The 24,889-nt window shown below is 71.2% G+C and carries 23 protein-coding genes and 1 other RNA gene; 18 read left to right on the top strand and 6 right to left on the bottom strand.

Annotation, left to right across the window (positions count from 1 at the left end; all coding sequences use genetic code 11):
- Positions 1-21 precede the first annotated feature (21 nt).
- From HZB25_11975 to HZB25_11905, 15 genes are all read left to right on the top strand, one after another.
- Entirely contained in the window at positions 22-1,419 is a 1,398-nt protein-coding gene (locus HZB25_11975; protein MBI5837952.1) for an O-antigen ligase family protein, read from the top strand.
- Entirely contained in the window at positions 1,416-2,885 is a 1,470-nt protein-coding gene (locus tag HZB25_11970) for a flippase (GenBank protein ID MBI5837951.1), read from the top strand. The genes HZB25_11975 and HZB25_11970 overlap by 4 nt, the downstream gene beginning before the upstream one ends.
- Positions 2,882-4,216, top strand: coding sequence for a hypothetical protein (locus HZB25_11965; GenBank protein ID MBI5837950.1), 1,335 nt, complete (start codon positions 2,882-2,884; stop codon positions 4,214-4,216). Before HZB25_11970 ends, HZB25_11965 begins: the two co-directional genes overlap by 4 nt.
- Positions 4,213-5,358, top strand: a complete 1,146-nt coding sequence (locus HZB25_11960; GenBank protein MBI5837949.1) for a glycosyltransferase — start codon at positions 4,213-4,215, stop codon at positions 5,356-5,358. Before HZB25_11965 ends, HZB25_11960 begins: the two co-directional genes overlap by 4 nt.
- Positions 5,358-7,319, top strand: a complete 1,962-nt coding sequence (gene asnB / locus HZB25_11955) for an asparagine synthase (glutamine-hydrolyzing) (protein MBI5837948.1) — start codon at positions 5,358-5,360, stop codon at positions 7,317-7,319. The genes HZB25_11960 and asnB overlap by 1 nt, the downstream gene beginning before the upstream one ends.
- Positions 7,316-8,476: a glycosyltransferase gene (locus HZB25_11950; GenBank protein ID MBI5837947.1), complete on the top strand. Its 1,161-nt coding sequence runs from the start codon at positions 7,316-7,318 to the stop codon at positions 8,474-8,476. The genes asnB and HZB25_11950 overlap by 4 nt, the downstream gene beginning before the upstream one ends.
- A gap of 76 nt (positions 8,477-8,552) precedes the next feature.
- Entirely contained in the window at positions 8,553-9,545 is a 993-nt protein-coding gene (locus tag HZB25_11945) for a GDP-mannose 4,6-dehydratase (protein MBI5837946.1), read from the top strand.
- A 107-nt stretch (positions 9,546-9,652) separates the two neighbouring features.
- The gene (locus tag HZB25_11940; protein ID MBI5837945.1) at positions 9,653-11,008 is read left to right on the top strand and encodes a T9SS type A sorting domain-containing protein; all 1,356 of its coding nucleotides are present in this window, start codon (positions 9,653-9,655) and stop codon (positions 11,006-11,008) included.
- A gap of 129 nt (positions 11,009-11,137) precedes the next feature.
- Positions 11,138-12,217: an undecaprenyl/decaprenyl-phosphate alpha-N-acetylglucosaminyl 1-phosphate transferase gene (locus HZB25_11935; protein MBI5837944.1), complete on the top strand. Its 1,080-nt coding sequence runs from the start codon at positions 11,138-11,140 to the stop codon at positions 12,215-12,217.
- A gap of 46 nt (positions 12,218-12,263) precedes the next feature.
- Entirely contained in the window at positions 12,264-12,503 is a 240-nt protein-coding gene (locus HZB25_11930) for a KH domain-containing protein (GenBank protein MBI5837943.1), read from the top strand.
- On the top strand, positions 12,500-13,051 hold the full coding sequence (gene rimM / locus HZB25_11925; GenBank protein MBI5837942.1) for a 16S rRNA processing protein RimM: 552 nt from the start codon (positions 12,500-12,502) through the stop codon (positions 13,049-13,051). The genes HZB25_11930 and rimM overlap by 4 nt, the downstream gene beginning before the upstream one ends.
- Before the next feature lie 7 nt (positions 13,052-13,058).
- Entirely contained in the window at positions 13,059-13,799 is a 741-nt protein-coding gene (trmD, locus tag HZB25_11920; GenBank protein ID MBI5837941.1) for a tRNA (guanosine(37)-N1)-methyltransferase TrmD, read from the top strand.
- A 13-nt stretch (positions 13,800-13,812) separates the two neighbouring features.
- On the top strand, positions 13,813-14,214 hold the full coding sequence (gene rplS / locus HZB25_11915) for a 50S ribosomal protein L19 (GenBank protein MBI5837940.1): 402 nt from the start codon (positions 13,813-13,815) through the stop codon (positions 14,212-14,214).
- Positions 14,215-14,277: 63 nt separating this feature from the next.
- Positions 14,278-14,994 carry a ribonuclease HII gene (locus tag HZB25_11910; protein MBI5837939.1) on the top strand — a complete coding sequence of 239 codons (717 nt, stop codon included), beginning with the start codon at positions 14,278-14,280 and terminating at the stop codon, positions 14,992-14,994.
- 57 nt (positions 14,995-15,051) lie between these two features.
- Complete coding sequence (locus HZB25_11905; protein ID MBI5837938.1) at positions 15,052-15,420, top strand: YraN family protein; 369 nt, start codon at positions 15,052-15,054, stop codon at positions 15,418-15,420.
- Positions 15,421-15,450: 30 nt separating this feature from the next.
- Here HZB25_11905 and ssrS read toward each other — a convergent pair.
- A non-coding RNA gene (gene ssrS / locus HZB25_11900) (6S RNA) lies at positions 15,451-15,630 on the bottom strand.
- 276 nt (positions 15,631-15,906) lie between these two features.
- Between ssrS and HZB25_11895 the strand changes: the two genes are divergently transcribed.
- Entirely contained in the window at positions 15,907-16,578 is a 672-nt protein-coding gene (locus HZB25_11895) for an MEDS domain-containing protein (protein MBI5837937.1), read from the top strand.
- 51 nt (positions 16,579-16,629) lie between these two features.
- Positions 16,630-17,787, top strand: a complete 1,158-nt coding sequence (locus tag HZB25_11890; GenBank protein MBI5837936.1) for a galactosyldiacylglycerol synthase — start codon at positions 16,630-16,632, stop codon at positions 17,785-17,787.
- Between the two features lie 87 nt (positions 17,788-17,874).
- Here the strand turns inward: HZB25_11890 and HZB25_11885 are convergent, their stop codons facing one another.
- The 5 genes from HZB25_11885 to hppD all read right to left on the bottom strand — a co-directional run bounded on the left by HZB25_11885 (position 17,875) and on the right by hppD (position 23,645).
- A complete protein-coding gene (locus tag HZB25_11885; protein ID MBI5837935.1) occupies positions 17,875-18,885 on the bottom strand; it encodes a PEP-CTERM sorting domain-containing protein in 1,011 nt (336 codons plus the stop codon).
- 497 nt (positions 18,886-19,382) lie between these two features.
- Positions 19,383-20,147, bottom strand: a complete 765-nt coding sequence (locus HZB25_11880; GenBank protein ID MBI5837934.1) for a methyltransferase domain-containing protein — start codon at positions 20,145-20,147, stop codon at positions 19,383-19,385.
- Between the two features lie 39 nt (positions 20,148-20,186).
- Positions 20,187-21,464, bottom strand: coding sequence for a homogentisate 1,2-dioxygenase (locus HZB25_11875; protein MBI5837933.1), 1,278 nt, complete (start codon positions 21,462-21,464; stop codon positions 20,187-20,189).
- Positions 21,465-21,487: 23 nt separating this feature from the next.
- Positions 21,488-22,417, bottom strand: coding sequence for a fumarylacetoacetate hydrolase family protein (locus HZB25_11870; GenBank protein ID MBI5837932.1), 930 nt, complete (start codon positions 22,415-22,417; stop codon positions 21,488-21,490).
- Between the two features lie 127 nt (positions 22,418-22,544).
- A complete protein-coding gene (gene hppD / locus HZB25_11865; GenBank protein MBI5837931.1) occupies positions 22,545-23,645 on the bottom strand; it encodes a 4-hydroxyphenylpyruvate dioxygenase in 1,101 nt (366 codons plus the stop codon).
- Positions 23,646-23,825: 180 nt separating this feature from the next.
- Between hppD and HZB25_11860 the strand changes: the two genes are divergently transcribed.
- Complete coding sequence (locus HZB25_11860) at positions 23,826-24,887, top strand: NHL repeat-containing protein (GenBank protein ID MBI5837930.1); 1,062 nt, start codon at positions 23,826-23,828, stop codon at positions 24,885-24,887.
- Positions 24,888-24,889 lie beyond the last annotated feature (2 nt).

Raw genomic sequence — 24,889 nt, 5'->3', positions numbered from 1 at the left:
TCCGGCCCGCCCGCATTCCCCATGAGCCTCACCGCGCAGCACCGCGAAGCGCCGGGTCCCGGGACCCTGTGGGCCGCCGCCCTGGGCGGCGCCGCCACGGTGGCCCTGGCCCTGGCCACTCCCATCGGTCCCCTCGCCGCGCTGGGCGCGGCGATCCTGGTGCTCTCGGCCCTGCGCCCCTGGTGGGGGGTGCTTACCTGCGTGGCGGTCTCCCTGGCCATGCACGCCGACGCCATGATGGCGTACCGGCTCACGGCGCTGGGATTCTCCATCTATCCACCGGACGCGGTCGGCCTGGCCACCGCCCTCGGACTCGGCCTGTCCCGTGTGCTCGGCGTGTCGTGGGGGGGGGCGGCGCGACTCTCCCGCCCGCTGCTGCTGTGGCTGGTCTACTGCTACCTGATGTGCGGCTTCGCGCTCCTCCGCGGGCTCGAACCGCGCGAGGTGCTGGCGGACTGGCGCCCCTTCGGCCACTACGCGGTGGCGCTGGTGATTCCCGCCATGCTGGTCTCGCCGGCACGGATGCGCTCGCTCATCTGGACGCTGCTCGTGAGCAGCGCCTTCGGTTCGGCCTACGGGATCTTCCACTCGCTGCACAACGAGCAGGCCAAGTTCTACGAGATCAACCTGGGCTTCGCCCGCCTTACCGGCGGCAGCGAGGGGGTGTACGCGCCCATGGTGTGCTTCGGGGTGGCGGTGTTGACGCTGAGCCGCTCGCGGAGCCTGCGGGCCTTCGCGGCCGCGCAGCTGGTGCTTTCGGGCACCGCCACGGTGCTCACCTACTCGAGGGGTGCGTGGCTCGGCACGCTGGCGGGCCTGCTGGTCCTGGGCCTGGTGGTCATGGGCCGCCGGCCCGGCCGCCTCCTCCCGGTGGCTTTCTGGGTGGGAGTGGCCTCGGTGCTGGTGGTAAAGGTGCTCGAGTGGCAGGGGGTGCCGGTGGTGCAGGGCATCGTGGCGCGCGGCAAGGAGACCGGGGGCACCCGGGACATCGCCCTGCTGCACCGCTTCGTGGAATACCAGACCGTGTGGAGGGCGTTCCTTTCCAACCCGGTCCTGGGTGCCGGCCCGGGCACGTTGTTCCACTACTTCATGCCCGGGATGGGCTGGGTGAGCTCCTCCTACACCCACAACTCGTTCTTCTACATCGCGGCCAAGTGGGGACTGCTGGGCCTGGGGCTGTACCTCAACTTCTTCGTGCGCTTCCTCTGGCGCGCCGCCCGGGCGGTGCGCGCCGAGCGGTTGGACGACCGCACCGTCCTGCTCGCCGGACTTCTGGCCACCGTGGTGGCGCTCACCGGCAAGTCGCTCAGCAGCTGGTTCCTGAACATCTTCCACGTGAGCCTGTGGCTGGGCGTCATGCTGGGCACGCTGGACGCGCTCGCGCGTCCCGAGCCGGAGTTGCCCCGGGAGATCCGGTGAGCGGCGCGCCGCGCGTGCTCCGGAGCCTGGGCCAGCTGGTGGCCTCCGAGCTGGCGATCAAGGTCTTCTCGCTCGCCTTCTTCATGCTCCTGGCGCGCCGTGCCGGGGCCGAGGGGCTGGGCAGCTGGACGTACGCGTTCACCTTCGTCAGCCTGTTCCTGTACCTGTTCAACTTCGCGCTGGGCACGCTCTACACGCGCGAGGCCGCCGCGCGGCCGGGCGCGGCCCAGGAACTGCTCGACCGCTACCTGCCGCTGCGCCTGGCGCTGCTGGGTGCCGGGATCGCCCTGCTCGTGCCCGCCGCCTGTCTCCTGCACCGCCAGGCTTCCCCGTGGCTGGTGCTCGTCTTCGGAGCCTCGCTGGCGATGGGAATGCTGGGCGAGCTGTTCCGCGCGGTGTTCCGCGCGCGGCAGCGCATGGGCTACGAGGCCGGGCTCAACTTCCTGGAGCGGGCGGGCTCGGCCCTGCTCGGCGCCGGCGCGCTGCTGCTGGGTTTCCGGCTCGTCGGCGTGGCCGCCGCCTGGTCGGTGGGGGCGCTGGCCGCGGCGCTGGCGGCCGTGGCCCTGGCGCGCCGGGCCGGGATCCGCTGGCCGCAGAGGTTCGAGCTGCGCGATTCCTCTGCGGTGCTCCGGCAGGCCCTGCCGCTGGTGCTCCTGGGGGTCTTCGGGAGCATCTACTTCCGCCAGGACGTGCTCCTGCTGCGCTGGCTGCGCACCGAGCGCGAGGTGGGACTGTACGGCGCCGCGTACCGGCTCTTCGAGATGTTCGTGTTCCTCCCCGGGAGCCTCTCGCTGGCCTACCTGCCGGCCGCGGCCGCCGCGCGCAGCGAGTCCCTCGAGAGCCTCAGGAAGCTCTTCCGTCGCGCCATGGCGCTCTCCTTCTCGCTCGGCTGCCCGCTGGCGCTGATGGCCGCGTTTCGGACGGACGAAGCGGTGCGGCTGCTGTTCGGGGCCGGCTTCGCGGAGTCGGTCCCGGCGGCGCAGGTGCTGGTGTGGACCCTGCCGCTCTACTTCGCCAACACCGTGGTGCGCAGCACGCTGATCGTGGGCCGGCCGCGCCTGCCGGCGGTGGCCGTGGCCGCGGCGATCGTGGCCAACGCCGCGCTCAACCTGGCCTGGATTCCGCGCATGGGCATCACGGGGGCCGCCTGGGCCACGCTGCTCACCGAGGTGTTCCTGTTCCTCCTGCAGGGGGTGTTCGTGTTGCGTGACCTGCGGGTGGCCGACCTGGTGGCCCCGCTGGGGCCGCCGGTCCTCGCCTGCGCCGGGCTGGCCGGGGTGCTCTGGTTCGGGCGGGGCCTGTCGCTGTGGCCCGCGCTTGCCGTCGGCGCGGTGGCCTACGCGGTGCTGGGCACGGCGCTGCGTCTGTGGACGCCGGAGGAGTGGCGCGCGCTGCTGCCGGGGGGCCTGCGGCCGGAGAGCCTGCCCGTCGCGCCGGGGACGCAGGGAGGGGGCATGGGCCGGTGAGCGCCACGCTGCGCGTCCTGATGATCGCCTACTACTTCCCGCCCTGCGGCGGCCCTTCGGCGCTCCGAGCGGTGCGCTGGGTGCGTCACCTGCCGGACTTCGGGGTACAACTCACGGTGATCGCGCCCGAGGCGGGGGTGTTTCCGATGGTGGACGAGTCGCTCGCGGGCCTGGTCCCCGACTCGGTGGAGGTGCGCCGGGTCCGGGCCTTCCTGCCCTCGGCGCACCCGGCGCTGCGGAGCGTGCGAGGCGGCTCCTACTCCTCGTCCCCCGGGGTGTCCCACTCCAGTCCGCTCCGTCGCGGTCTCCGCTGGCTGCGCGACACCCTGTTCGTCCCCGACGAATACGTGGGTTTCTCCCGGGCCGCCGCCGCCGAGGGGCTGCGGCTGCACCGCGCCCGGGCCTTCGACGGGCTCTTCACCCTGTCGCAGCCGCACAGCGTGCACCTGGCGGGCCGGAGGCTGCGCCGCAGCACGGGCCTGCCGTGGGCGGCCCAGTTCGGGGACCCGTGGATGGACAACTGGTTCCCGCCGCCGTCCGCGTTCACCCGGCGGCTGCTGGAGCCGCGAATGGAACGCTCGGTCCTTCGCGAGTGCGACCTCGTGCTGGGAACCACCGACCGCCTCCGCGACCGCTGGCGGGAGCGGTTCCCGGAACTTCCCGCGGAGCGCTTCCGCTCGCTGCCCGCGGGTTACGACGAGCTGGACTTCGCAGGCCTGGGGCCCGAGGTCTTCGATCGCTGGACCCTGGTGCACATCGGCAACCTGTACCGCGACCGCTCCGCCGGGCCGTTCCTCGACGGCCTGGGCGCCTACCTGGAATCGAACCCCGGGCAGCGGGAAGGCATGCGGGTGGTGTTCGCGGGCGCAAAGGACGAGGAGAACCGGGAACAGTTCGACGCCGCGGTGCGTCGCCATGGACTCGAGGGAATCGTCGTGGACCGCGGCTTCACACCGCACCGGGAGGCGCTGCGGATGATGCTGGGGGCGGACGCCTTGCTGTACCTGGGGGGCGAGCCGCCCGAGGGCGACATCAACGTGGCCTGCAAGGTGTTCGAGTACCTGCGTGCCGCCCGGCCGGTGCTGGCGGTGGCGCGCGAGGTGGAGGCCACGCGTATCCTCGGGCGCGCACCGTTCTTCGTCCGCGCGGACCGGGGCGACGTCGCGGGTGTGTGCCGGGCCCTGGAGCGGCTGCGGGCGCTGCCCGCGGCCCTGCCGGCGCCCGAAGCCCCCCGGGACTGCGAGGCTTCCGTGCTGGCACGCACCCTGGCGGACTGGTTTCACGAGGCGGTGGCCGCGCGTGCCGCGGGGCGCGGGCAGGGGGGAGCATGAGCCGCATCCGGCTGGGCGTGGTGATGGTCAACGCCAACATCGGCGGCACCGAGCTTTCCCTGCTGCGGCTGTTGCGCCGCTACCCGCGGCCGGAGTTCGAGCCGCACCTGTGCGTGCTCTCGGGGCGTGGCCCGCTGATCGCGGACTTCGAGGCCGCGGGAGTGCCGGTGACGGCCCTGGGAGCAGCCGGCCCCATGGACCTGCCGCGGCTGCTCGGGCTGCGCGACTGGATCCGGGCCACCAATCCGGACATCCTGCACGGGTACCTGTACGCCGCGAATCTCCTGGTGCGCATGTTCGGCCGGGAGGGCGCGCCGGGCGGCACGCCGGGGGTCCCCGGTTTCCACAGAGGCATCCGCAGGCGCATCGTGATCTCCATCCACGGCATCGACCGCTGGCGCGCGTCCGTGCACAACCTGATCGAGAGCACGCAGTGGGCGAAGGCCGACGCCGTGGTCACCGGCTCGGAGGCCGCGCGCCAGGCGACCTGGGAGCGTTTTGGCCGCTCCGTCCCCGTCCACCTGGTGCGCAACAGCATCGAGCCGCTGGTGTGCCCGCCGCGCGACGTGGCCCGCGCCCGACTGGGCCTGGGCGAGGAGCCGGTGGTGCTGTGCGTGGCCAACCTGATCGTCTACAAGCAGCACCGCGAGCTGATCCACGCGTTCCAGCAGGTGGCGCTGGGCGTGCCCGGGGCGCGGCTGCTGCTGGCGGGCCAGGGCCCCATGCTGGAGCCCTGCCGGCGCCTGGCCGCACGGCTGGGGATCGCGGCCTCGGTGGACTTCCTGGGCTCGCGGCGGGATATCGCCGACCTGTACGCGGCCTGCGACGTGGTGGCGCTGGCGTCGAGCGAGGAGAGCACGCCCAACACCCTGTACGAGGCCGCGTTCGCGGCGCGCCCGGTGGTGGCCACCGCGGTGGGAGGCGTGCCCGAGCTGGTGGTGGACGGCGAGACCGGCGTGCTGGTGCCGGTGTTCGAGGCGCGCCCCATGGCCGACGCTCTCATCGCCCTGCTGTGGGACGCGGAGCGTCGCGCGCGCATGGGTGCGGCGGCCGCGGCGCACGCGCAGAGGCATTTCCGCCTGGAGCGCGAGGTGGAGGAGATGGTCACGTTCTACCGCACGCTCATGGCGGCGGCCCGCTGATGTGCGGCATCGCCGGCATCTACCGTCGAGGCGGCGCGCCGGACGAGCGCGCGCTGCGGTCGATGCTCGCGCGGCTGCACCACCGCGGGCCCGACGACGAAGGGATCTTCCGGGGGCCGGGGGTGCTGCTGGGAGCGCGCCGGCTTTCCATCATCGACATCGAGGGCGGTCACCAGCCCATGGCTGCGGGCGAGAGTGTGACCGTGTGCCAGAACGGGGAAATCTACAACTTCCTGGAGCTCCGCGCCGAACTGGAGCGTGCCGGCGAGGTGTTCCGCACCCGCTCGGACACCGAGGTGATCGGGCGGCTGTACCGCCGCGAGGGCGTGGCGGGCCTCGCGCGCCTGGAGGGCATGTTCGCCGCGGCCCTCTTCGACGGACGCACCGGGGAGCTGGTGCTGGCGCGGGACCGCTCGGGCATCAAGCCGCTGTACCTGGTGTCGGGCGCGGACGGCGTGGCCTTCGCCTCCGAGCTTTCCGCGCTGGTGGCGGCGGGTCTGCTGGCGTGGGAGCCCGATCCGGAGGCCCTCCGGCGCTTCGCTCTGTTCGGCTTTGTGACCGGTGCCGGCAGCGCGCTGCGCGGCGCGGTGCGGCTGGAACCGGGCACCGCGTGCGTCTTCGGCGCCGGGGGCCGGCGCCAGGTGCGCTTCGCGCGGGCCTATTCCCCGTTCGAAGCGTCCCGGCCGGGCGCGGGCGCCGGCCCGCCCGGTGACCCGGGGCGCGCCGGTTCCGTGCGCACCGGTTCGGGGCACACCGACTCCGGCGATCTCGAGCGTGAACTTCCCACCCGGCTGCGGGCCGCGGTGGAGCGCCACCTGCGCAGCGACGTGCCGGTGGGGCTGTTCCTGTCCGGGGGCCTGGACTCCGGCGCGCTGGCGGCCACGCTGCACGAATTGGGCGTGCGGGCCCACGCATTCACCGTGGGGCCCCCCGGGGGCGGGCACCTCGACGAGCGGCCCCAGGCGGCGCGCCTGGCGGCAGGCTTCGGCATGCAGCACCACGACGCCGCCCTGGAAGCGCCCGACGAGGCCGCCATGCGCGAGCTGGCACGGGCCTTCGACGAGCCGTTCGCCGATTCGTCCGCGTACGCCACGCTGCAGGTGGCGCGACTGGCCCGGGAGCATGTGAAGGTCGCGCTCTCCGGCACGGGCGGCGACGAGACGCTTTCTGGTTACGAGCGCTACGCCCTGCCCGGGCTGCTGCGCGCCGTGCGCTTCCTGCCCCGCGGCGCCGCGGCGCTGCTGGCCCGGGGCGTGGGCGGCCTGAAGCCGTCCCGGCGCAGCGCGGCCGGCGAGAAGCTGGTCCGGTTGGGCAAACTGCTCTCGGCTCGCGCGGTATCCGATCCGCCCGCGGCTTACCTCGGAGCCACCGCCGTGGCCCCGGGCGCATGGACGCCCCTGTTCCATGGGCAGGAATCCGAGGCCGTCGCCATCGGCGAGACCCTGCTCCGCGCCGCAGGGCTGGAAGACCGCCCCTTCGACCTTGCGTTCGGCCCTGCGTGCGATCACCGCCTGTACCTGCCCGACGACCTGCTGGTCAAGGAAGACCGCGCCACCATGGCGGTCTCGCTGGAGTCGCGGGTGCCGTTCCTGGACGTGGTGTGGCTGGCCTGGACGGAGGCCATGGGCGAGCGCGTGAAGCGCGCGGGAGGCACGCCCAAGGCCCTGATGCGCCGCGCCATGCGCGGGCGCCTGCCAGACGAGGCGCTGGCCCGCCCGAAGCACGGCTTCGCCATGCCGGTCTCGGAGTGGCTGCGCGCGCCCGCGATGCGGTGGGTGGGGCCGCTGCTGCGCGGGGCCGACGGCTCGCTGGGCACCGACTCCGCCGCGGCCGCCCGGATGTTCGAGGCGCACGTGGCCGGCAGCACCGACGCCGGCGGGGAGATCTGGGCGCTCGCGATGCTGGAGCTGTGGAGCCAGGAACACCGCGGCGCCGCAGGCGGAACCGGGGGAGACGCATGAGCGAACCGCCGGTGAAGGTGATGCGCATCATCAGCCGCATGAACGTCGGCGGCCCTTCCATCCACGTGTGCCTGCTCACCGCGGGCCTGCGCGAGCACGGCTTCGAGACGGTGCTGGTCAAGGGCTCGGTCACCGGCGACGAGGTCGAGATGACCGACATCGAGACCCACTATGGCGTGCACCCCATCCTGGTCCCGGCGCTGCACCGGAAAATGGGGTCGTGGAACGACGTCCGCGCCCTCTCCGCGCTGGTGGCCCTGATGCGCCGGGAGCGCCCGCGGATCGTGCACACGCACACCAGCAAGGCGGGCGTGCTGGGAAGGCTGGCCGCGTGGATGTGCGGCGTGCCGATCACGGTGCACACATTTCACGGCCACCTGCTCCACGGCTACTTCCACCCGATGGTCACCCGCTTCATCGTGATGCTGGAGCGGGCCCTGGGACGGCACACCACCCGCATGATCGCGGTGAGCCGGGCCACCCGCGACGACATGGTGCATGAGCGGATCGTGGCCTCGGAGAAGCTGGTGCATATCCCGCTGGGCCTGCCGATTGATCCGCTGTTTGACGTGCCCCGCAAGCGGGGGGAATTCCGGGCGCAGCTGGGGGTGCCGGTGGAGGTGCCGCTGGTGGGCATCGTGGCCCGGCTGGCCGAGATCAAGCGCCACGAGGTGTTCCTGGAAGCCGCGGCCCGGGTGCGCCGGGAAATGCCGGAAGCGCATTTCGCGCTGGTGGGTGGAGGCGAATGCGAAGCCGCACTTCGCCGCCGTGCCGCCCGGCCCGACCTATCCGGCGCGGTGCACTTCACCGGCTTCCGCCGCGACCTTGGCGCGATCCTCTCCGACCTCGACGCGTCCGCGCTCAGTTCGCGCAACGAAGGACTTCCGGTGGCGGTCATCGAAGCCATGGCCGCCGGCGTGCCGGTGGTGGCCACGGACGTGGGGGGAGTCCGGGAGCTGCTGGGCGAGGAGGAGGCGGGGCTGGTGGTCCCGCCGGAGGACCCCGAGGCGTTCGCCGCCGCCCTGCTGCGCCTGCTGCGCGACCCGGTCCTGGCGGGCCGCCTCGGCAGACGGGGCCGCGAGCGCGCCACGCGCTACCGCGAGCCCGAACTGCTTCGGGCCATCGCCGCGCTCTACCGGGAGCTGCTCGGGGCCTGATCCGACCGGCCCCCGTATCCTCCGGCATGACTGGCCCTTGACAGGGGTTTTGGCCCCCCGCTATGGTACCGTGGTCATGCCACGGACGCGCATTCTGGTCACGGGAGGAGCGGGTTTCATCGGATCCCACCTGGTCGAGGCCCTTCTCTCGAGGGGCGACGAGGTGTGGGCGCTGGATGATCTCTCCACCGGCCGCCGCTCCAACTTCGCCACCTACGTCTCCCACCCGCAGTTCCATTTCATCGAAGGAAACGTGACCGATCCGCTCACGGTGGCCCCGCTCGTGGAGCGGGCCGACCAGGTGTTCCACCTGGCCGCGGCGGTGGGGGTGAAGTACGTGGTGGAGCGCCCGCTGCAGTCGCTGCTCACCAACATCCGCGGCGCGGAAGTGGTGCTCGAGGCGGCGGCCCGGACCGGCGTCCGGGTGTTCCTGTTCTCCAGTTCGGAGGTGTACGGCAAGGGCAGCGGCGAGCCGCTCAAGGAGACCGACGACCAGGTGCTGGGGCCCACGTCGGTGTCGCGCTGGAGCTACGCCACCGGCAAGGCGGTGGACGAATTCCTGGCTTTCTCGTACTGGCACGAGAAGAAGCTGCCGGTGGTGATCGTGCGCTGCTTCAACACCTGCGGTCCGCGCCAGCGGGGCGAGTACGGCATGGTCATCCCCCGGTTCATCGAGTCGGCGCTGCGCGGGGAGCCCATCTCGGTGTATGGCGGCGGCGAGCAGACACGTTGCTTCTCGTACGTGGGCGACGTGGTGCGCGGGGTGCTGCTTCTGGCGGCCACCGACACCACCAACGGCGAGATCTTCAACATCGGCACCCAGGAGGAGATCAGCATCCTGGGACTGGCGGATCGAATCAAGCGCTTCACCGGTTCCACCGCGCCGGTGGTGACCATCCCCTACGAGGAAGTGTACGGCCGCTCCTTCGAGGACATGGAGCGCCGGGTGCCCAACCTGTCGAAGATCCACCGGTATGTGGGCTACGAGCCCCACGTTTCCCTCGACGAGCTGCTCCGCCTCACCATCGCCGACATCTCCCTTCAAGTCGGTATCTCGCTGCAAAAATAGAACTTACACAGATTCCCCAAAGTCCTTGCACGGCTGTCCCGGCGGCTGTATAATTGTGAAAACGTTATATGTGTGCGTACCCCCGGTTCACTGCGGAAAGGACAGCCATGCTTCGCCCCATCTTCGTGAAGTCCGCACTCGGAATCCTGCTGCTCACGGCGGCCCTGGCCGGCCTGGCCGGGCCCGGGGCAGCGCAGCAATTCGACGTGATCAACCTGGGCACGCTCGGCGGGAACCTCAGCCGCGCCTACGCCATCAACGATTCCGGCGTGGTGACGGGCATGTCGCTCTCCGGCGGCCTGCCGTCCGTGGCCCGCGCCGTGCGGTGGCGGGACCTGGTCATCGAGGACCTGGGCTCCCTCGGAGGCCCCTCCGCCGAGGGTTACGCCATCAGCCACCACGGCACGGTGGCCGGCTACGCCCAGGACGGCTCCAGCCGGCCGCGCGCGTTCCGCCGCGACGGGCTGGGCATCGAGGACATGGGGACCCTGGGCGGCACGGTCAGCTACGCCTACGGCATCAACGACAGCGGCGCGGTGGTGGGCAATTCCACGCTCCCCGGCGACGTGACCACGCACGCGTTTGTGCGCCGTCCGGACGGCACGATCGTGGACCTGGGCACCCTGCCGGGCGGGGACCGCAGCTACGCCTACGCGATCAGCGACTCCGGCTGGATCGTGGGCCATTCCTACGTGACGGGTGGCGTGCACGCCTACCTGCTCCCGCCGCGCAAGACCGCGCTCTACGACCTGGGCACCCTGGGCGGCTCCAACAGCTACGCCTACGCGGTGCGCGAGGCGCTCGGCCGCCAGTACGTGGTGGCGGGCAGCGCCCAGACCGCCGGAAACGCCTCCCAGGCCGCGTGCCTGTGGGACTGGATCCGCCGCAAGAAGAACCTCGGGACCCTGGGCGGGACCTTCGGCGCCGCGTACGCGCTGAACGACCGGGACGAGGCCGTGGGGAGCTCCCTGACCGTGGGCGGGGAAATGCACGCCTTCCTGTGGTCGTCGCCGGGCCCCATGGTGGACCTGAATACCTGCATCCCGCCGGACAGCGGCTGGACCCTGGTGGAGGCCCGGGGGATCAACAACCGGGGTGAGATCGTGGGCATCGGCATCCGGAGCGGCGAGACCCGGGCCTTCCTGCTGCGGCCCTCCACCGCCGTGGCCGTGGAATCCCGCTCCGGAGCGCGGGTCCGATTCGCGGGGGCATCTCCTAATCCAATGTCAAAAAACACCTTGCTGGCTTTCGAGCTGGCCGCTCCCGGCCTGGTCCAGATGGAGCTGTTCGGCGTGGACGGCCGCCGGGTGCGCTCCTGGGAGGGCACTTTCTCCTCCGGGCGCCACAATCTGGAATGGGACGGCCGGGACGAGCGAGGCGGCGATGCCGGCTCCGGCCTGTACTGGGCCCGCCTGCGGGCGGGGGGCCAGGAATTGACCCGGAAGCTGGTGCGGGTCCGCTAGATCTGCCGCGGGGCCCGGCCACCGCCGGGCCCCGCTCCCCATATCCCCTAAGTTCTCCAAACGGTTGAACTTGTCCCCCACCCGTGCTATCCTGTGCGCTTGCGTCTCGAATCGATCCTCGGAACTTCCATGTGGCCCATGTACCTGACTTTCGGCGTGGCCCTGATCGGCGCGGCGGTATCCACGCCGGCGGTGAGGGCCCTATCATGGCGGTTGGGATTCGTCGACAAGCCGGCGGCCCGCAAGGTGCATTCGAAGGCCACCCCGCTCCTGGGAGGGGCGGCCGTGGCGATCGGCATGCTGGTCGCGATGGTGGTGGGCGCCAACCTCGGGCTGCCCCGCCCGGGTGCGGGGACCACGCTGGGGCTGTTCACCGCCCTGCTCCTGGGGCTGATTGACGACCGGGTGGGCCTGGGGCCGGGCAGCAAGATCACCGGCCAGCTGATCGCCGGCGGCTGGTTCGTGCTCGAGGGGCACGCCGCGCACCTCACCGGGCTGTTTCCGGCGGATGTGTTCCTGACGTTGTTCTGGGTGGTGGCGCTGATGAACGCCATCAACTTCCTGGACAACATGGACGGCATCGCGGCCGGCATCGGCGCGGTGGCCGGCCTGAGCTTCGCGGTGCTGGCGATGCGCATGGGGGACACCTTCGGCGCGATCCTGGGGGCGGTGCTCGCGGGCGCGTGTGGCGGGTTCCTGCTTTTCAATTTCAGCCCCGCGTCCATCTTCCTGGGGGACACGGGGAGCCTGCTGGTGGGGGCCGCTCTGGCGCGACTCTCCCTGGGGGCGACGCACGGCGTCGCGCACGGCGCCGCGCACGGTGCGGGCTTCGCCAGGCTGGGGCTGGTGCCTTTCCCGGGGACCGCCGATCCGGTGGCCACGGTGGCGGCGCTGCTGATCCTGGCGTACCCGGTCTTCGACATCACGTTCGTGACCGCGGTGCGGCTGCTCGAGGGCCGCAAGATCTACCAGGGGGGGCGCGATCACACCACGCACCGCCTGGACGGACTTCTGAAGGACCACCGCGCCACGGCGCTGGTGGTGTACGCCCTGTGCCTGGTGCTGTCGGGGATCGCGCTGGCGGTGCACGCCTCCGGCGCCGCTCCGGTGGGACTCGCGGTGGCTGCAGGCACGGGCGTGATCTTCCTGGGCCTCGGCCTGGGGCTGGCCCGCGTGGCCGCCCGTCCGCCGCAGGCGACGCCGCGGTAGCGGTCCGGGCGAAGGCGACATTCTGCGAAAGGCTTCGGGATCCGAAATGGATTCGAACAGCGAACTGATTCTGTTCATGGCGCGCAACCTGGTCGAGGATCCCTCCCAGGTGAGCGTGTCCCGCCAGGAGCGCGAGAAGGGCGTGGTGTACGAGCTCCGCGTCGGCGCCCGCGACCTGGGCAAGGTGATCGGCAAGAACGGCAAGACCGCGCGCTCCATGCGTGCGGTGCTGAGCGCGCACATGTCCCGCAAGGGGGAGCGCGCCCAGCTCGAAATCCAGGGTTGAGCCCGGGCCCGGAGTACCTGCGGCTGGGAACGGTGACCCGTTCCCACGGCTTGCGAGGCCAGGTGGTGGTGGACGCGCTTCCGGGAGCGTGGCCCCTGCCCGAGGGCGTGCGCAGCGTGTGGGTGTTCCGGGAAGAGGAAGAGCCGCGGCGTTTCACGCTGGAGCGCGCGCAGGAGATCGGGCGCAGCCTGGTGTTGCGGCTGGCCGAGCTCGCGCGGCGCGAGGACAGCGACCGGCTGCGCGGCGCGGAGTTGTGGCTGGAGCGCGCCGAGATCCAGGTCTCCGCGGACGAGCTCGCCACCGATGACATGCTGGGCCTCGGGGTGTTCCTGGAGGATGGCTCGCCGCTGGGCCGGCTCGAGGACATCTGGAGCACCGGGGCCAACGACGTCTACGTGGTCCGGGGCCCGCGCGGCGAGTGGCTGCTGCCGGCCATTGACCAGGTGGTGCTGGGCATTGACCTCGAGGCGCGCCGAGTGACCGTGCGGCTGCTGCCCGGGCTGGAGCCCACGCCCGGAGGCGCGCCGCGGGATGTCGGAAACGCGTAGCCGGCCGCTGCGCATCACGGTCGTGACCATCTTCCCGGAGCTGGTGACGGCGTTCGCGCAGAGCGGGGTGCTCCGGGTGGCCCGCGAGTGCGGGGCGCTCGAGGTGCACGCGGTGGACCTGCGGGATCATACCCACGACCGCCACCGCACCGTGGACGACGCCCCGTTCGGCGGCGGCCCGGGCATGGTGCTCAAGCCCGAGCCGATCTTCGAGGCCCTGGAGGGCCTCGAGCCGTCGCGCCGCGGGCGCCTGGTGTTGACCAGCCCGCAGGGGCGGCGCTTCGACCAGGCGGTGGCCCACGAGTACGCCGGCGGGCCGGACCTGACGATCGTCGCGGGCCACTACAAGGCCGTGGACGAGCGCGTGGTCCGGCAGTGGCATCCCGAGGAGATCTCGCTGGGAGACTATGTGCTCTCCGGCGGGGAACTGGCGGCCGGCGTGATCATGGACTGTGTCGCGCGGCTGCTCCCCGGGGTGCTGAGCGATTTCGAAAGCGCGGAGGGCGACTCGTTCTACGACGGGCTGCTGGACTGCGCGTACTACACCCGTCCCGCCGAATACCGCGGGATGGCGGTGCCGGAGGTGCTGCTCTCGGGCAATCACGCCCTGATCGAGCGCCACCGGCGCAAGGAGGCCCTGCGCCGCACGCTGGAGCGCCGGCCGGAACTGCTGGATGCACGCACACTGACCCAGGAAGAGAAGCGCCTGCTTGCGGAAATCCGCCGCGAGGGTGAGGCGGCTTCGTGAGGAGGAACCAGTCATGGACTTCGTGAAATCGGTGGAGAGCCCCCACCTGAAGAAGACTTTCTCGGACTTCGGCCCGGGTGACACCATCAAGGTGCACGTCCGGGTGATCGAGGGCGAGAAGGAGCGCTCGCAGGTGTTCCAGGGCATCGTGATCAACCGCCGCGGCTCGGGCCTGTCGGCCACGTTCTCGGTGCGCAAGATCAGCATGGGCGTGGGCGTGGAGCGCATCTTCCCGATGCACAGCCCGAGCGTGTCGCGTATCGAGCTGGTGAAGAAGGGCCGCGTGCGCCGCGCCAAGCTGTTCTACCTGCGCGCGCAGAAGACCGACCGCCTGGAGGCCTCGAAGGAGTCGCTGGTGGCCGCCGAGCGGCCGTCCGAGAAGAAGTCCGCCCCGAAGGCCGACAAGGCCGAGTAGTCCCGGGCCCGCCGGGCGACCCACCCCCGCGGGGCGGCCGGCAGGCCGCCCGGGAGAACGCAGATGCCTCGCCAGCGGACGGCCGGGCTGAGCCAGAAACTCCGGACGCTCCTCGAACAGGCCGCCGCCGGCGGCCCCGGGGAGCGTCACGCATTGGAGCGCGCGCTGGCCGGCGCGGAGGGCGCGCTCCTGTGCGGCGTGGACGAGGCCGGGCGCGGCCCGCTGGCCGGTCCGGTGGTGGCCGCGGCGGTGATCCTCAAGCCCCGCGCGCGGCTGCTCCTCGCCGACGATTCCAAGCGGTTGGACCACGCGCAGCGACTGCGCGCCATGGCCGAGATCTCCGCCGCCGCCGTGGCTCTCGCCTGGCGCGCCGTGTCGCCCGCCTGCATCGACCGCGTGAACATCCGGCAGGCCAGCTTCCTGGCCATGCGCGGCGCGGTGAACGCGCTGGGGTGGGAGCCCGCGATGGTGGTCACGGACGGCGAACCCTGCCCGGGCATGCCCGCCCCCACGACCGGGTTTCCCAGGGCGGACGGGCTGGTGCCGGCGGTGTCGGCGGCCAGCATCGTCGCCAAGCTGGTGCGCGACGCGATCATGGCCGACCTGGCCCGGTTCCACCCGGGCTACGGGTTCGAGCGCCACAAGGGCTACCCCACGCCCGACCACTTCCGCGCGCTGCGCTCGCTCGGCCCGTGTGCCGCCCACCGCCGGAGCTTCGCCCCCGTTCGCGAAGCGCTCGAGCTCTCCCTCTTTCCGGTCCCGCTCCAGTCGGTCCCCTAGCCTCCGCCTGTCGCACCCCGTCTGTCCCCCGATACTCCCCCCGGAGACTATGAACCGATGGACCGGCTGGAGGTTGGGCATGCCGCCGAGGACCTGGCCCTCGCCTACCTTGCGCTCAGGGGGCTGCGCCTGCTGGCGCGTCGCTTTCGCGCGGGGAAGGCCGAGGTGGACCTGGTGATGCTGGAGGGCGCGTGCACCGTGTTCGTGGAGGTGAAGTACCGCGGGCCGGGATCCCGGGGGAGGAGCGCCGAGGTGGTGCGGGGGGAGCAGAGGATGCGAATGGAGCGCGCGGCCGCCGCCTGGATGGCGGGCCACGGGCTGTGCGACCTGCGCTTCGACGTGGTGGCGCTGGACGAGGACCGGGAGGAACTTCGGGTGCGGCACTTTCGCGGTGCATTCCCGGGCTCGGGGCGGTCCGCGTTCTGAGTGCCGACGCGAAACGGCGACGCCCGCGAAGGGTTCCCCGCGGTGCGCCGTGAGGAGTCCGATCTTGGAAGCGCCCGTTTCAGGTGGTGATCCCCGGGCCCGCGTCAGGAAGCTCCACGAGGGAGCGTCACACGGCGGGCCGTTCGGGACCCCTGGATCGAGTTGTTCGCCCAAGATCAAACGTTCCGTTCACGGGCGCGGCAGGGAAGCCTTCCCGGGCGCCGCCGGGGCTCGTGCCCCGTTGCTCGCAGTATCGGCGACGGAGGCCGCCGACTTCACCCCTCCAATGCAAGGGCGGTGCCGGGCACTGAGAGAACGGGTTTCCATGGACTTGCGGATGTCAGGAGCCGGCCCAGGGGCGCTTGCAGGTGAAGAACCAGCTTGCGCGACCGGATGCGCCGGCACTATTTTTGGCGGTGGCGTATCGGCAACCCGGCGCACGGCATCCGTTCGCGGTGGCCACCCTGAAACCTTGGAGGACCGATCTTGGATCACGCCCCCGCGCAACGCGCACCGGGTCATCCGGGTCCGGGCGACCACCTCTGCTGCCTGTATGAATCCGAGAGCGACTTCCGCGCGATGCTGGTTCCCTATGTCCGTCGCGGGCTCGAGGCAGGCCAGAAGGTCGTCTACGTCCTGGATGATCGCACCCGGGAAAGCCGGTTGCGGCACCTCCTTGACGAGGACGGCGTGGCCGTCGAGCACTATCTGTCCACCGGGCAGCTGGCGATCCTCGTCCACTCGGATGTGTACGTGCGCGACGGCGCCTTCGACCCGGAGCGGATGATCGCCCTCCTGCGGGCCGAGGTGGACCGCGCGCGCTCCGAATCGTATCCCGCGCTTCGCGCCACGGGGGAGATGACGTGGTCACGCCGCGGCATCCCCGGCTCGGAACGGCTGATCGAGTACGAGGCCCGGCTCAACGACGTGGTGCCGTCCATTCCACTCATCGCCAATTGCCAGTACGACTGCCGGCGGTTCCCCCACGCGCAGCTCCTGGACGTCCTCCACACCCATCCCCTGGCCCAGGTGGACGGCGAGCCGGTCGCGAACCCCTACTACGTTCCACCGCGCGACTTCCTCGGGGTCAACCGGGAGGCCGGGCTGCTCCGCCACCGGATTCGCGCCCTGCGGGAGATGGGCGCGGAAGGGAAGTAGGCGCCGACCGGCGCTTGCCGCCCCTGCCCGGGGGTGAGACAATGCGACGCCATGTCCCCGCGAAAGATCCTCGTCCTCCACGCCTCCGCCGGGGCGGGCCATACTCAGGCGGCCCTCGCGGTCGTGGAGGCGCTCGGCGCCCATGACCCCGCCCCCGAGCTGCTGGTGGCGGACGCGCTGCAGTTCTCCACGCCGATCTTCCGGCGCACCTACGTCGCTTCGTACAACAACATCGTGCGCCGGGCCCCGGGCCTGTGGGGTTTCCTGTACCGCCGGACCTCCGGCCGGCGATTCGATCGCGGGACCGCGCCTGCCCGGCTGACCTTCGACCAGTTGAGCGTCCGGCGGCTTCGCGCCTACCTGCGCCGCGAGCGGCCGGACGCGGTGCTGTGCACGCACTTCCTGCCCCTGGCCCTGCTCTCGCACCTGCGTCTCAAGGATCCGGATGCCCACCCCTGGCCGCTGTACGTGGCGATCACGGATTACACCGCACACCCCTTCTGGGTGTTCGCGGGAGTCAGCTGCTACTTCGTGTCCTCGGGAAACGTCGCGGAGGAACTGGCCGCCCAGGGGGTGGGCGGCGATCGCGTGCGCGTGACCGGCATTCCCGCCCATCCGCGCTTCGCGCGGCGCGGCGACGCCTCCGAGGCCCGGTTGCGGCTGGGCCTGAATCCCGGGGCGCCCACGGTGCTGGTGATGGGGGGGGGGATCGGGATGGGACACCTGGAGAAGGTGGTGGAGCGGGTGTTGCACACCGATCCCGCCTACCAGTGCATCGCGGTGTGCGGCAGGAACGCCCGGTTGCGCCGCGCGCTCCAGGCGCGCTACGAGGAGGCCGAGGAGCGCGACGGGCGCATCGCCATCCGCGGGTTCGTGAAGGACGTGGACCGCCTGATGGACGCCGCCACCCTGGTGGTGAGCAAGGCCGGGGGCCTCACCACCGCCGAGAGCCTGGCCAAGGGGCTGCCGATGCTGGTGCTGGACCCGATTCCGGGCCAGGAGGAGCGCAACTGCAACTTCCTGGAAGCCGCAGGCGCGGGCATCCGGCTCGCGGACCTCGACGACCTGGGGCCGCGGCTTCGGGAGGTCCTGGGGCCCGGGGGCAGGCTGTCCCTGATGCGCGCCGCGGCCACGCTGGTGTCCCGCCCGATGGCCGCGCAGAACATCGCCGAGCTCGTCCTGGGCGGGGCCGGCGTCTCCGCGAGCTGACCCCGGGCCATACCGCCATACAAAAACCCCCGTCCGCCGGAGCGGACGGGGGTTCTGTTCGCTGATGAACCTTGCGCGCGGTGAGTTCTAGGAGCGCTTGCGCAGCAGGCCGGCGCCCAGCAGGCCCAGGCCCGCCAGGAGCAGGGTGGACGGCTCGGGAACCGCCGTCTTGCCGGCGACAACCGCGTCCAGGCCCACGCCGTAATTGTGCATGATGATCGGGGACGGGACACCGGCGGTCAGGTCCAGGTAGACCAGCGGACCGGTGTTGACGGCCGCGAACAGGTTGCCGGCGTCGTCGGTCGCGATGTGGTCAATGTGGTCCAGGTACGGGATCGGCGACGGACCGAGCAGGCCCGAGATGTCCCACTCGCGGATCACGGCCGGGCCGCCGATCGCGTCGAGGTCAATCTCCTCGATGTAGTACGCGCCGCTGGCGAACAGGTGACCGGACCAGCCGTCCATCCAGAGGTTGTGCATGTCGTGGCCGCCCACCACCGCCAGCGGGGTGGCCGTGTTGGTGACGAGGTTCACGGTGAAGAGGCCGCCGCCGTATCCGTGCTCGTCACCGTCGGTGGCGTACAGCGTGCCGCCGCGGTAGGCGATTCCCGAGACGCGTGCCAGGCCGGCGACCACGCGGTTGTCCACGTTGCCGCTGCTGAGGCCGACGAAGGCCAGCGAGTTCGGGATCGGGCCTTCGAAGCCGCTGGTGAGAACGCGCACTTCGGACGAGGCGATGCTGAGGCCCTTGGGACCGACTTCACCCGGCGCGATGGCCAGGTGCAGGGCGCCGTTGACGATCGGCGAGTTGTTCACGGTGCTGTAGCCGCCACCGAAGATGCCCGTCATGTAGATGTTGTTGGTCAGCTGTCCGCCGACCAGCAGCCGGGTGTCGTCCAGCGGGTCGAAGATGATGCCGTCCGCGCCCGGCAGGCCCACCAGGTCGCTCGTCGAGAGGACGGTGTTGGAGACCACGTCCGAACGGAACACGTGGTGGGTCGCGAAATTCGTCGTGTACAGGCTGCCCGTGAAGGCCGCCATCGCCGGGCTCGCGGCGAGCACGCCGATCGCGAGCATGATAAGAAGTAGCTTGCGCATGGTTCATCTCCTCCCGCAAGGGGGGTGGGGCTGTCGTCCTGTTCTCGGACGCTTTTCCGGGAAAACCAAGGCACGCGCGGCAGCGCCCGCGCAGCGCCCGGTGAGTTCCTCGAGCACGGCCAGTACTGCTCCAACAGGATTACATATTAGCACTTCACGGTTGGATTCGGCAAGCTATGTTTCGATTCCTGGCCCTATGGGGCTGGCCGGTCCAAATTCAGAAACCACTATGTCACAAGTAGTTACAGGTACAAAGGTGCCGCGTCGGCCGGCGGAATCCAGGGTGGGAATTTACTTGCCTTGGGGCCGCCTGGACGGTCAAACGCGGGCTACGAGCCCCAATTGCCCGCCTATGTGAGAACCAACAATCGGAAACTCGATGCGAATCGCGGCCCGCGGTCCCTGGAGCCAGGTGGGGCAAGAGAGAGGGCGGGGACGCGTCGGCGCGCCCCCGCCCAATACTGATTCGTCATTTCCGTGGCCGGCCGGCCACCCCCCTACTTCATCGCCACCACCGTGATGTTCATCGCCGCGCCCTCCGCGGACGCGCCCACCGCGAATTCCTGCGCCCGCGTCACCAGCACCTCGCGGAATCCCGCGGCGCGCACGATGGCCAGGTACTCCTCGCGGTCCATGGCCTGCGCCACGCAGCCCACGTAGGCCTGGATGTCCCGCCGCGTCTCGGGAGACAGGGTGCCGCGGGTCACCACGTCGCTGATCGCGGCGCGGCCGCCGGGCCGCAGCACGCGGTGGATCTCGGCGTACGCGTGACCGCGGTTGCCCACCAGGTTCAGGACGCAGTTTGAGACCACCAGGTCCACCGAGCTGGACTCCGCGGGCAGCGCGTCCTGGCCCCCGCGCGCGAACTTCACCTGCTTGAAGGAGGCGGCGCGCTGCGCGATGCGCTGGCGCTCCAGCACCACCTCGGTGAGGTCCTCCCCGATCAGCAGTCCGTCGTCCTGCACGCGGCGGAATCCCTGGAAGCAGTCCGCTCCGCCGCCGCAGCCGAGATCCAGCACGATTGCGCCGGGGGGCACCTCCACGTCGCCGAGCGGGTAGCCGCAACCGGTCCCCAGCACCCCGCCCTGGGGCAGGGCGGTGATGTCGGGCGGCTCCACCCGGGCCTGCGCGGTCAGGCCCAGGGCCTCGTCGGAGGCGTATCCGTCCCCCTGGGTGCTGTGCGCGTGCTGCGACCGCAGGTCGCCCGCGCCCTCCTCCGGGCGCGCGGGAGCGCCCGGGCCCTTCGTCTTCCTGGTGGCCATGACACCTATCTCCTTCCGGCTGGCGGGCCGGCTTCGAATTTACGGGATCAGGATATCCCGGGCGGGAGATTCGCGAAAGTGCCTCGCGCCCGGACGCCTCGGCTTCGCAGCTGCGGCGCGCTTCTTCTTCCCCGCGGCAGCCCGCGCTCCGCCGCGACGCGGCGCCTCGACCCAGCTTGCCGGATAGCCCGGGTCGTCGCAGCCCATCGCCTCCGCCGTGAGGTGCAGCGGGCGGAAGGTATCCAGCATCACCGCCAGCTCCTCGGTGGACTCGCGGCCCAGGGAGGCCTCCACCGCCCGCGGGTGCGGCCCGTGCGGGATGCCCTGCGGGTGCGCGGTCAACGAGCCGGCCTCGATGCCGCGCCGGCTCATGAAGTTCCCGTTCACGTAGTACAGCACCTCGTCGCTGTCGATGTTGCTGTGGTTGTACGGCACCGGCACCGCCTGGGGGTGGTAGTCGTACTTGCGCGGGCAGAAGCTGCACACCACGAAGTTGTGGCCCTCGAAAGTCTGGTGCACCGGGGGTGGCTGGTGGATGCGCCCGGTGATGGGCTCGAAGTCCTCGATGTTGAAGATCCACGGGTACAGGTAGCCGTCCCAGCCCACCACGTCGAGCGGGTGGAAGTCGAACCAGTACGGGGTGAGCTCGCCGCGCGCCTTGACCCGCACCTCGAACATGCCGCTCTCCACGTGGGTCTCGAGGTGTTCGGGGCGGCGGATGTCGCGCTCGCAGTACGGCGAGTGCTCCAGGAGCTGGCCGTGCTCGTTGCGGTAGCGCCGCGGCGTCTCGACCTGGGAGGCCGATTCGATCACCAGGAAGCGCTGCTCGCCGCGGTCCGCGACACTGCGCCAGGTGGTTCCCCGGGGAATCACCACGTAGTCCCCCGGGCGGTAGGAGAGCGTCCCGAATACGGTCTCGAACCGGCCGGTGCCGCGGTGCACGAAGACCAGCTCGTCGCCCTGCCCGTTGCGGTAGAAGTACCCCATGGGCACGGCGGGCACGCACACCGCCATGCTCACGTCGTCGTTGGCCAGCAGCACCCGGCGGCCGGTGACGGCGTCTCCCTGCGGCTTGAACCCGCGCGTCTTCAGGTGGTGGTGGCGCAGCGCCTCGCGGGGCGCCAGGCGCACTCCCGCGTCCACCGGGTCCCCGATGCGGCGCACCATGGTGGGCGGGTGGTGATGGTAGAGCAGCGAGCTCATTCCGCTGAAGCCCTTGCTGCCCATGAGCTGCTCGCTGAACAGTGAGCCGTCGGGCTTGCGGAACTGCGTGTGGCGCTTGTGAGGCACGTGGCCTAGCGAATGGTACACGGGCATGAAGGACTCCTGTGCGGCGCCGTTCAGCCGGCGGAAACGACGGTGTTGCGCAACAGGCCCAGGCGCTCGACTTCCAGCTCCACCACGTCGCCGGGCTCGAGCCAGGGCACGTTCTCGGGGCCCAGTTCCAGGATGCAGCCGGTGCCCGCGGAACCGGAACCGAGGAGCTCGCCGGGCAGCAGCTCGACCCCCCCGGCGGCGTGCGCCACCAGGCGGCCGAAATCGAAGTGCATGTCCTTCAGGTTGGCGCGCGAAACTTCACGTCCGTTGACGCGCGCGGTCATGGCCAGGTCGAACCGTCCCGGGCCCACGCGCCGGTCGGCCAGTTCGTCCAGCGTGGTGATCCACGGCCCCACGGAAGTGGCGAAGTCCTTGCCCTTCGAGGGGCCCAGGCCCACCTTCATTTCGCGCCGCTGGATGTCGCGGGCGCTCCAGTCGTTGAGGATGCACAGGCCCAGGATGGCCCCCTCGCCGTCGGCGGGGGAGAAGTCCCGGCCGCCGCGCTCCAGCACCGCGGCCACTTCCAGTTCGAAATCGAGTTCACGACAGGCGCCCGGGCGCGCCACTTCCGCGCCGGGGCCCACCAGCGCGTGCGGGTTCGAGAAGTAGAACACCGGGGCTTCGTACCACTCGGGCACCATCTCCAGCCCGCGCCGGGCGCGCGCGGCCTTCACGTGCTGCTCGAACGAATAGAAGTCGCGGAAGCCCGGCGGGTGCAACAGCGGGGGCAGCAGCGCCAGCCCTTCGAGGTCGGCGCGGAATGCCCGGCCGTCCAGGTCGGCGCAGGGCGCCTCGTGCGCCAGCGCGGCGAGCGCGGCGAGCTCCCCGCGGTGGCCGCCGTGCGAGAGGTACTCCAGCAGCGTGCCCGGAGTGCGGTCCGCGGGGGCCAGGCGGGACGTGCCCAGCGCCCAGCGGTACAGCCGCGGCACGGACCATGCCGAGGAGCCGTCCACGAAGCCCCAGTCCGAACCTCGCAGTGGCTCGCGCCAGGAGGCCAGCCTCACGCGGGGCTCCGCTGCGCCGCGCCCGCTCGCGACGCCGCAGGGCGGCCGGGGCCGCAGCGCACGCCCGGCGCGCGCCTCACAGGTTGCCCCGCAGCGCCTGCTCCCGCTCGATGGCCTCGAAGAGCGCCTTGAAGTTGCCCTTGCCGAAGCCGCGGCTGCCCTTGCGCTGGATCACCTCGTAGAAGAGCGTGGGGCGGTCCTGCACCGGCTTCGTGAACAGCTGCAGCAGGTAGCCTTCGTCGTCGCGGTCCACCAGCACGCCGAGCTTCTCCAGCACCGCGAGCTTCTCGTCAATCGGGCCCACGCGCCCCGGGATCTCCTCGTAATAGCTGTGCGGGACCCCGAGGAACTCCACGCCGGCGGACTGCAGCCGGGCGACGGTCTTCACGATGTCCTGGCTCAGCAGCGCCACGTGCTGCGCGCCCGGGCCGCCGTAGAAGTCCAGGTACTCCTGGATCTGCGACTTCTTCCGGCCCTCGGCCGGCTCGTTGATGGGGAACTTGATGGAGCCGGAGCCGTCCTCCATCACCTTGGACATCAGCGCCGAGTACTCCGTGGAGATGTCCTTGTCGTCGAAGTGGATGAACTGCGAGAAGCCCATCACGTCGCGGTAGAACGCCACCCACTCGTTCATCTTCCCCAGCTCCACGTTGCCCACGATGTGGTCCACGCGCAACAGCCCGGCGTCGCCGCCCGCGCCGGCGAAGCTGCGAGCCTCGAAGCCGGGCGCGAACGCGCCATGGTAGTCGCGGCGCTCGATGAACGAGTGCAGCGTGTCGCCGTAGGTGTGGATGGCGGCGCGGCGCAGCGTGCCATGCGCGTCGCGATCCTCGCGGGGCTCCTGCGCCGGGCGGGCCCCGCGCTGCACGGTCCCTCGGAAGGAGGCCTCCGCGTCGTCCACCCAGAAGGCGATGTCGCGCACGCCGTCTCCGTGGCGGGCCACGTGCTCGTGCACCGAGCCCTCCGGCTGCATCGCGGCGGTGAGCACCAGCCGGATCCGGCCCTGCTCCAGCAGGTAGGAGCACCGGTCGCGCACCCCGGTCTCCGGGCCCAGGTAGGCGGCCACGCGGAAGCCGAAGCCGTGGACGTAATAGTGGGCCGCCTGGCGGGCGTTGCCCACCCACAGCTCGACGTGGTCAATGCCCTTCAACTGCAGGAAGTCGCCGGGGGTGGACATGGAATCCTCCGGAGGGAATGCCGGGAAGCGGGGAACGGGGTTTTCGCGGCACGGGAGAAGGTTAGGAGACTCCGGGGCCGGGTTCAATTAGAATCCGGCCGGCCGGGTTCCCCGGCCCGCCGGACGCCGCCAGGGCGGCCTCCGGCGCCACCTTCAGTCCGACCGTTCGGAGGGAACCGGATGTCCCGCCTGCGAAACCTGTCCCGTTGGATGCAGTTCGCCCCGAAGGTTTCCGCGTCCCGCGCCGCGTGCCTGGCGCTGCTGGTGCTGATCGCCGGGGTCATTGCCGGTTGCGGGCAGGCCAGGGTGGGGGTCCAGCTGGTGTACGCGTTCTTCCAGTCGTTCTCCGCGCGCGGGACCCAGCCGGACAGCCTGCAGGCGCCCGATGCCTTGCTGGTGCTGGGAGACGGGGTGTTCATCCGGGAGGTGTGGGTGGCGGAGCGCGACTCGAACCGGGTCTCGAGGTTCCGGTTCGAGGGCACGTACCGGGGGAGCTTCGGCGCCCCGGGCCAGTTCGACCGACCCGTCGCGCTGGCGCCCGCCAACGACTCCACCGTGTTCGTGCTCGACCAGGGCGGCCACGTCTCGGTCGTGGACACGTCGGGAGCGACGCGTCGGTACTTCCTGCTGCCTTCCGGCCGCACCTTTGAGGCACTGGCGTCGCGCGGAAACGAGGTCTTCGTGGGGAGCATGCGCCCGGGGGTCCCGGGCCAGGCCTTTGTGGATGTCTTCGATGCGGAGGGCGAGCTGCTGCGTACCATCGGGGCGCAGCCCGGGGACTCGCTGTCCTCGGTCGCGCCTTGCGGGATTGCGGTGCACGACACGCTGTTGTATGTGAGCGATTGGTGGGCGGGGAAGGTCGTGGTCTTTCACGTGAGCGGCCGGCGACTCCGGAGCTTTGGCAGGACGGGAACCGGAGCGGGCGAGTGGGAGCGTGCCAGCCCCGGTGCTCTCGCCTTCACCGACGACGGCCGGCTCCTGGTCTCCGACCGAGAGAACCACCGGGTGCAGGAATACAACCCGGATGGAACCTACGTGACGCAGTTCGGGAGAACGGAAGTCGGGGGGGCCGCTTCCTTTCAGGTGGCCTCCATCGCCACCTACAGCTCCAGCCTGCTCGGGGAGTACATCTACTGCGCCGACGAAGCGGCGAACCGCGTATCCATTGTGATCCGCCGCTACATTGCCAGCGAGAGCCGGCCGGGGGTGCTCACGCGGCCGAGGGGGCCCGCGGGCAGGTAGGT

Source organism: Candidatus Eisenbacteria bacterium, assembly GCA_016235265.1.
In the GTDB taxonomy this organism is placed as follows: domain Bacteria; phylum Eisenbacteria; class RBG-16-71-46; order RBG-16-71-46; family JACRLI01; genus JACRLI01.
Note: the sequence above shows the minus strand (reverse complement) of the source record. Positions and strands in the feature narration are given on the sequence as shown.

Excerpts from the sequence above, each read along its gene's own strand:
- HZB25_11975 (MBI5837952.1), top strand. The coding sequence starts at position 22 with ATGAGCCTCACCGCGCAGCACCGCGAAGCGCCGGGTCCCGGGACCCTG.
- HZB25_11960 (MBI5837949.1), top strand. The coding sequence starts at position 4,213 with ATGAGCCGCATCCGGCTGGGCGTGGTGATGGTCAACGCCAACATCGGC.
- asnB (MBI5837948.1), top strand. The coding sequence starts at position 5,358 with ATGTGCGGCATCGCCGGCATCTACCGTCGAGGCGGCGCGCCGGACGAG.
- HZB25_11950 (MBI5837947.1), top strand. The coding sequence starts at position 7,316 with ATGAGCGAACCGCCGGTGAAGGTGATGCGCATCATCAGCCGCATGAAC.
- HZB25_11945 (MBI5837946.1), top strand. The coding sequence starts at position 8,553 with ATGCCACGGACGCGCATTCTGGTCACGGGAGGAGCGGGTTTCATCGGA.
- HZB25_11940 (MBI5837945.1), top strand. The coding sequence starts at position 9,653 with ATGCTTCGCCCCATCTTCGTGAAGTCCGCACTCGGAATCCTGCTGCTC.
- HZB25_11935 (MBI5837944.1), top strand. The coding sequence starts at position 11,138 with ATGTGGCCCATGTACCTGACTTTCGGCGTGGCCCTGATCGGCGCGGCG.
- HZB25_11930 (MBI5837943.1), top strand. The coding sequence starts at position 12,264 with ATGGATTCGAACAGCGAACTGATTCTGTTCATGGCGCGCAACCTGGTC.
- rplS (MBI5837940.1), top strand. The coding sequence starts at position 13,813 with ATGGACTTCGTGAAATCGGTGGAGAGCCCCCACCTGAAGAAGACTTTC.
- HZB25_11910 (MBI5837939.1), top strand. The coding sequence starts at position 14,278 with ATGCCTCGCCAGCGGACGGCCGGGCTGAGCCAGAAACTCCGGACGCTC.
- HZB25_11905 (MBI5837938.1), top strand. The coding sequence starts at position 15,052 with ATGGACCGGCTGGAGGTTGGGCATGCCGCCGAGGACCTGGCCCTCGCC.
- HZB25_11890 (MBI5837936.1), top strand. The coding sequence starts at position 16,630 with ATGTCCCCGCGAAAGATCCTCGTCCTCCACGCCTCCGCCGGGGCGGGC.
- HZB25_11885 (MBI5837935.1), bottom strand. The coding sequence starts at position 18,885 with ATGCGCAAGCTACTTCTTATCATGCTCGCGATCGGCGTGCTCGCCGCG.
- HZB25_11880 (MBI5837934.1), bottom strand. The coding sequence starts at position 20,147 with ATGGCCACCAGGAAGACGAAGGGCCCGGGCGCTCCCGCGCGCCCGGAG.
- HZB25_11875 (MBI5837933.1), bottom strand. The coding sequence starts at position 21,464 with ATGCCCGTGTACCATTCGCTAGGCCACGTGCCTCACAAGCGCCACACG.
- hppD (MBI5837931.1), bottom strand. The coding sequence starts at position 23,645 with ATGTCCACCCCCGGCGACTTCCTGCAGTTGAAGGGCATTGACCACGTC.
- HZB25_11860 (MBI5837930.1), top strand. The coding sequence starts at position 23,826 with ATGTCCCGCCTGCGAAACCTGTCCCGTTGGATGCAGTTCGCCCCGAAG.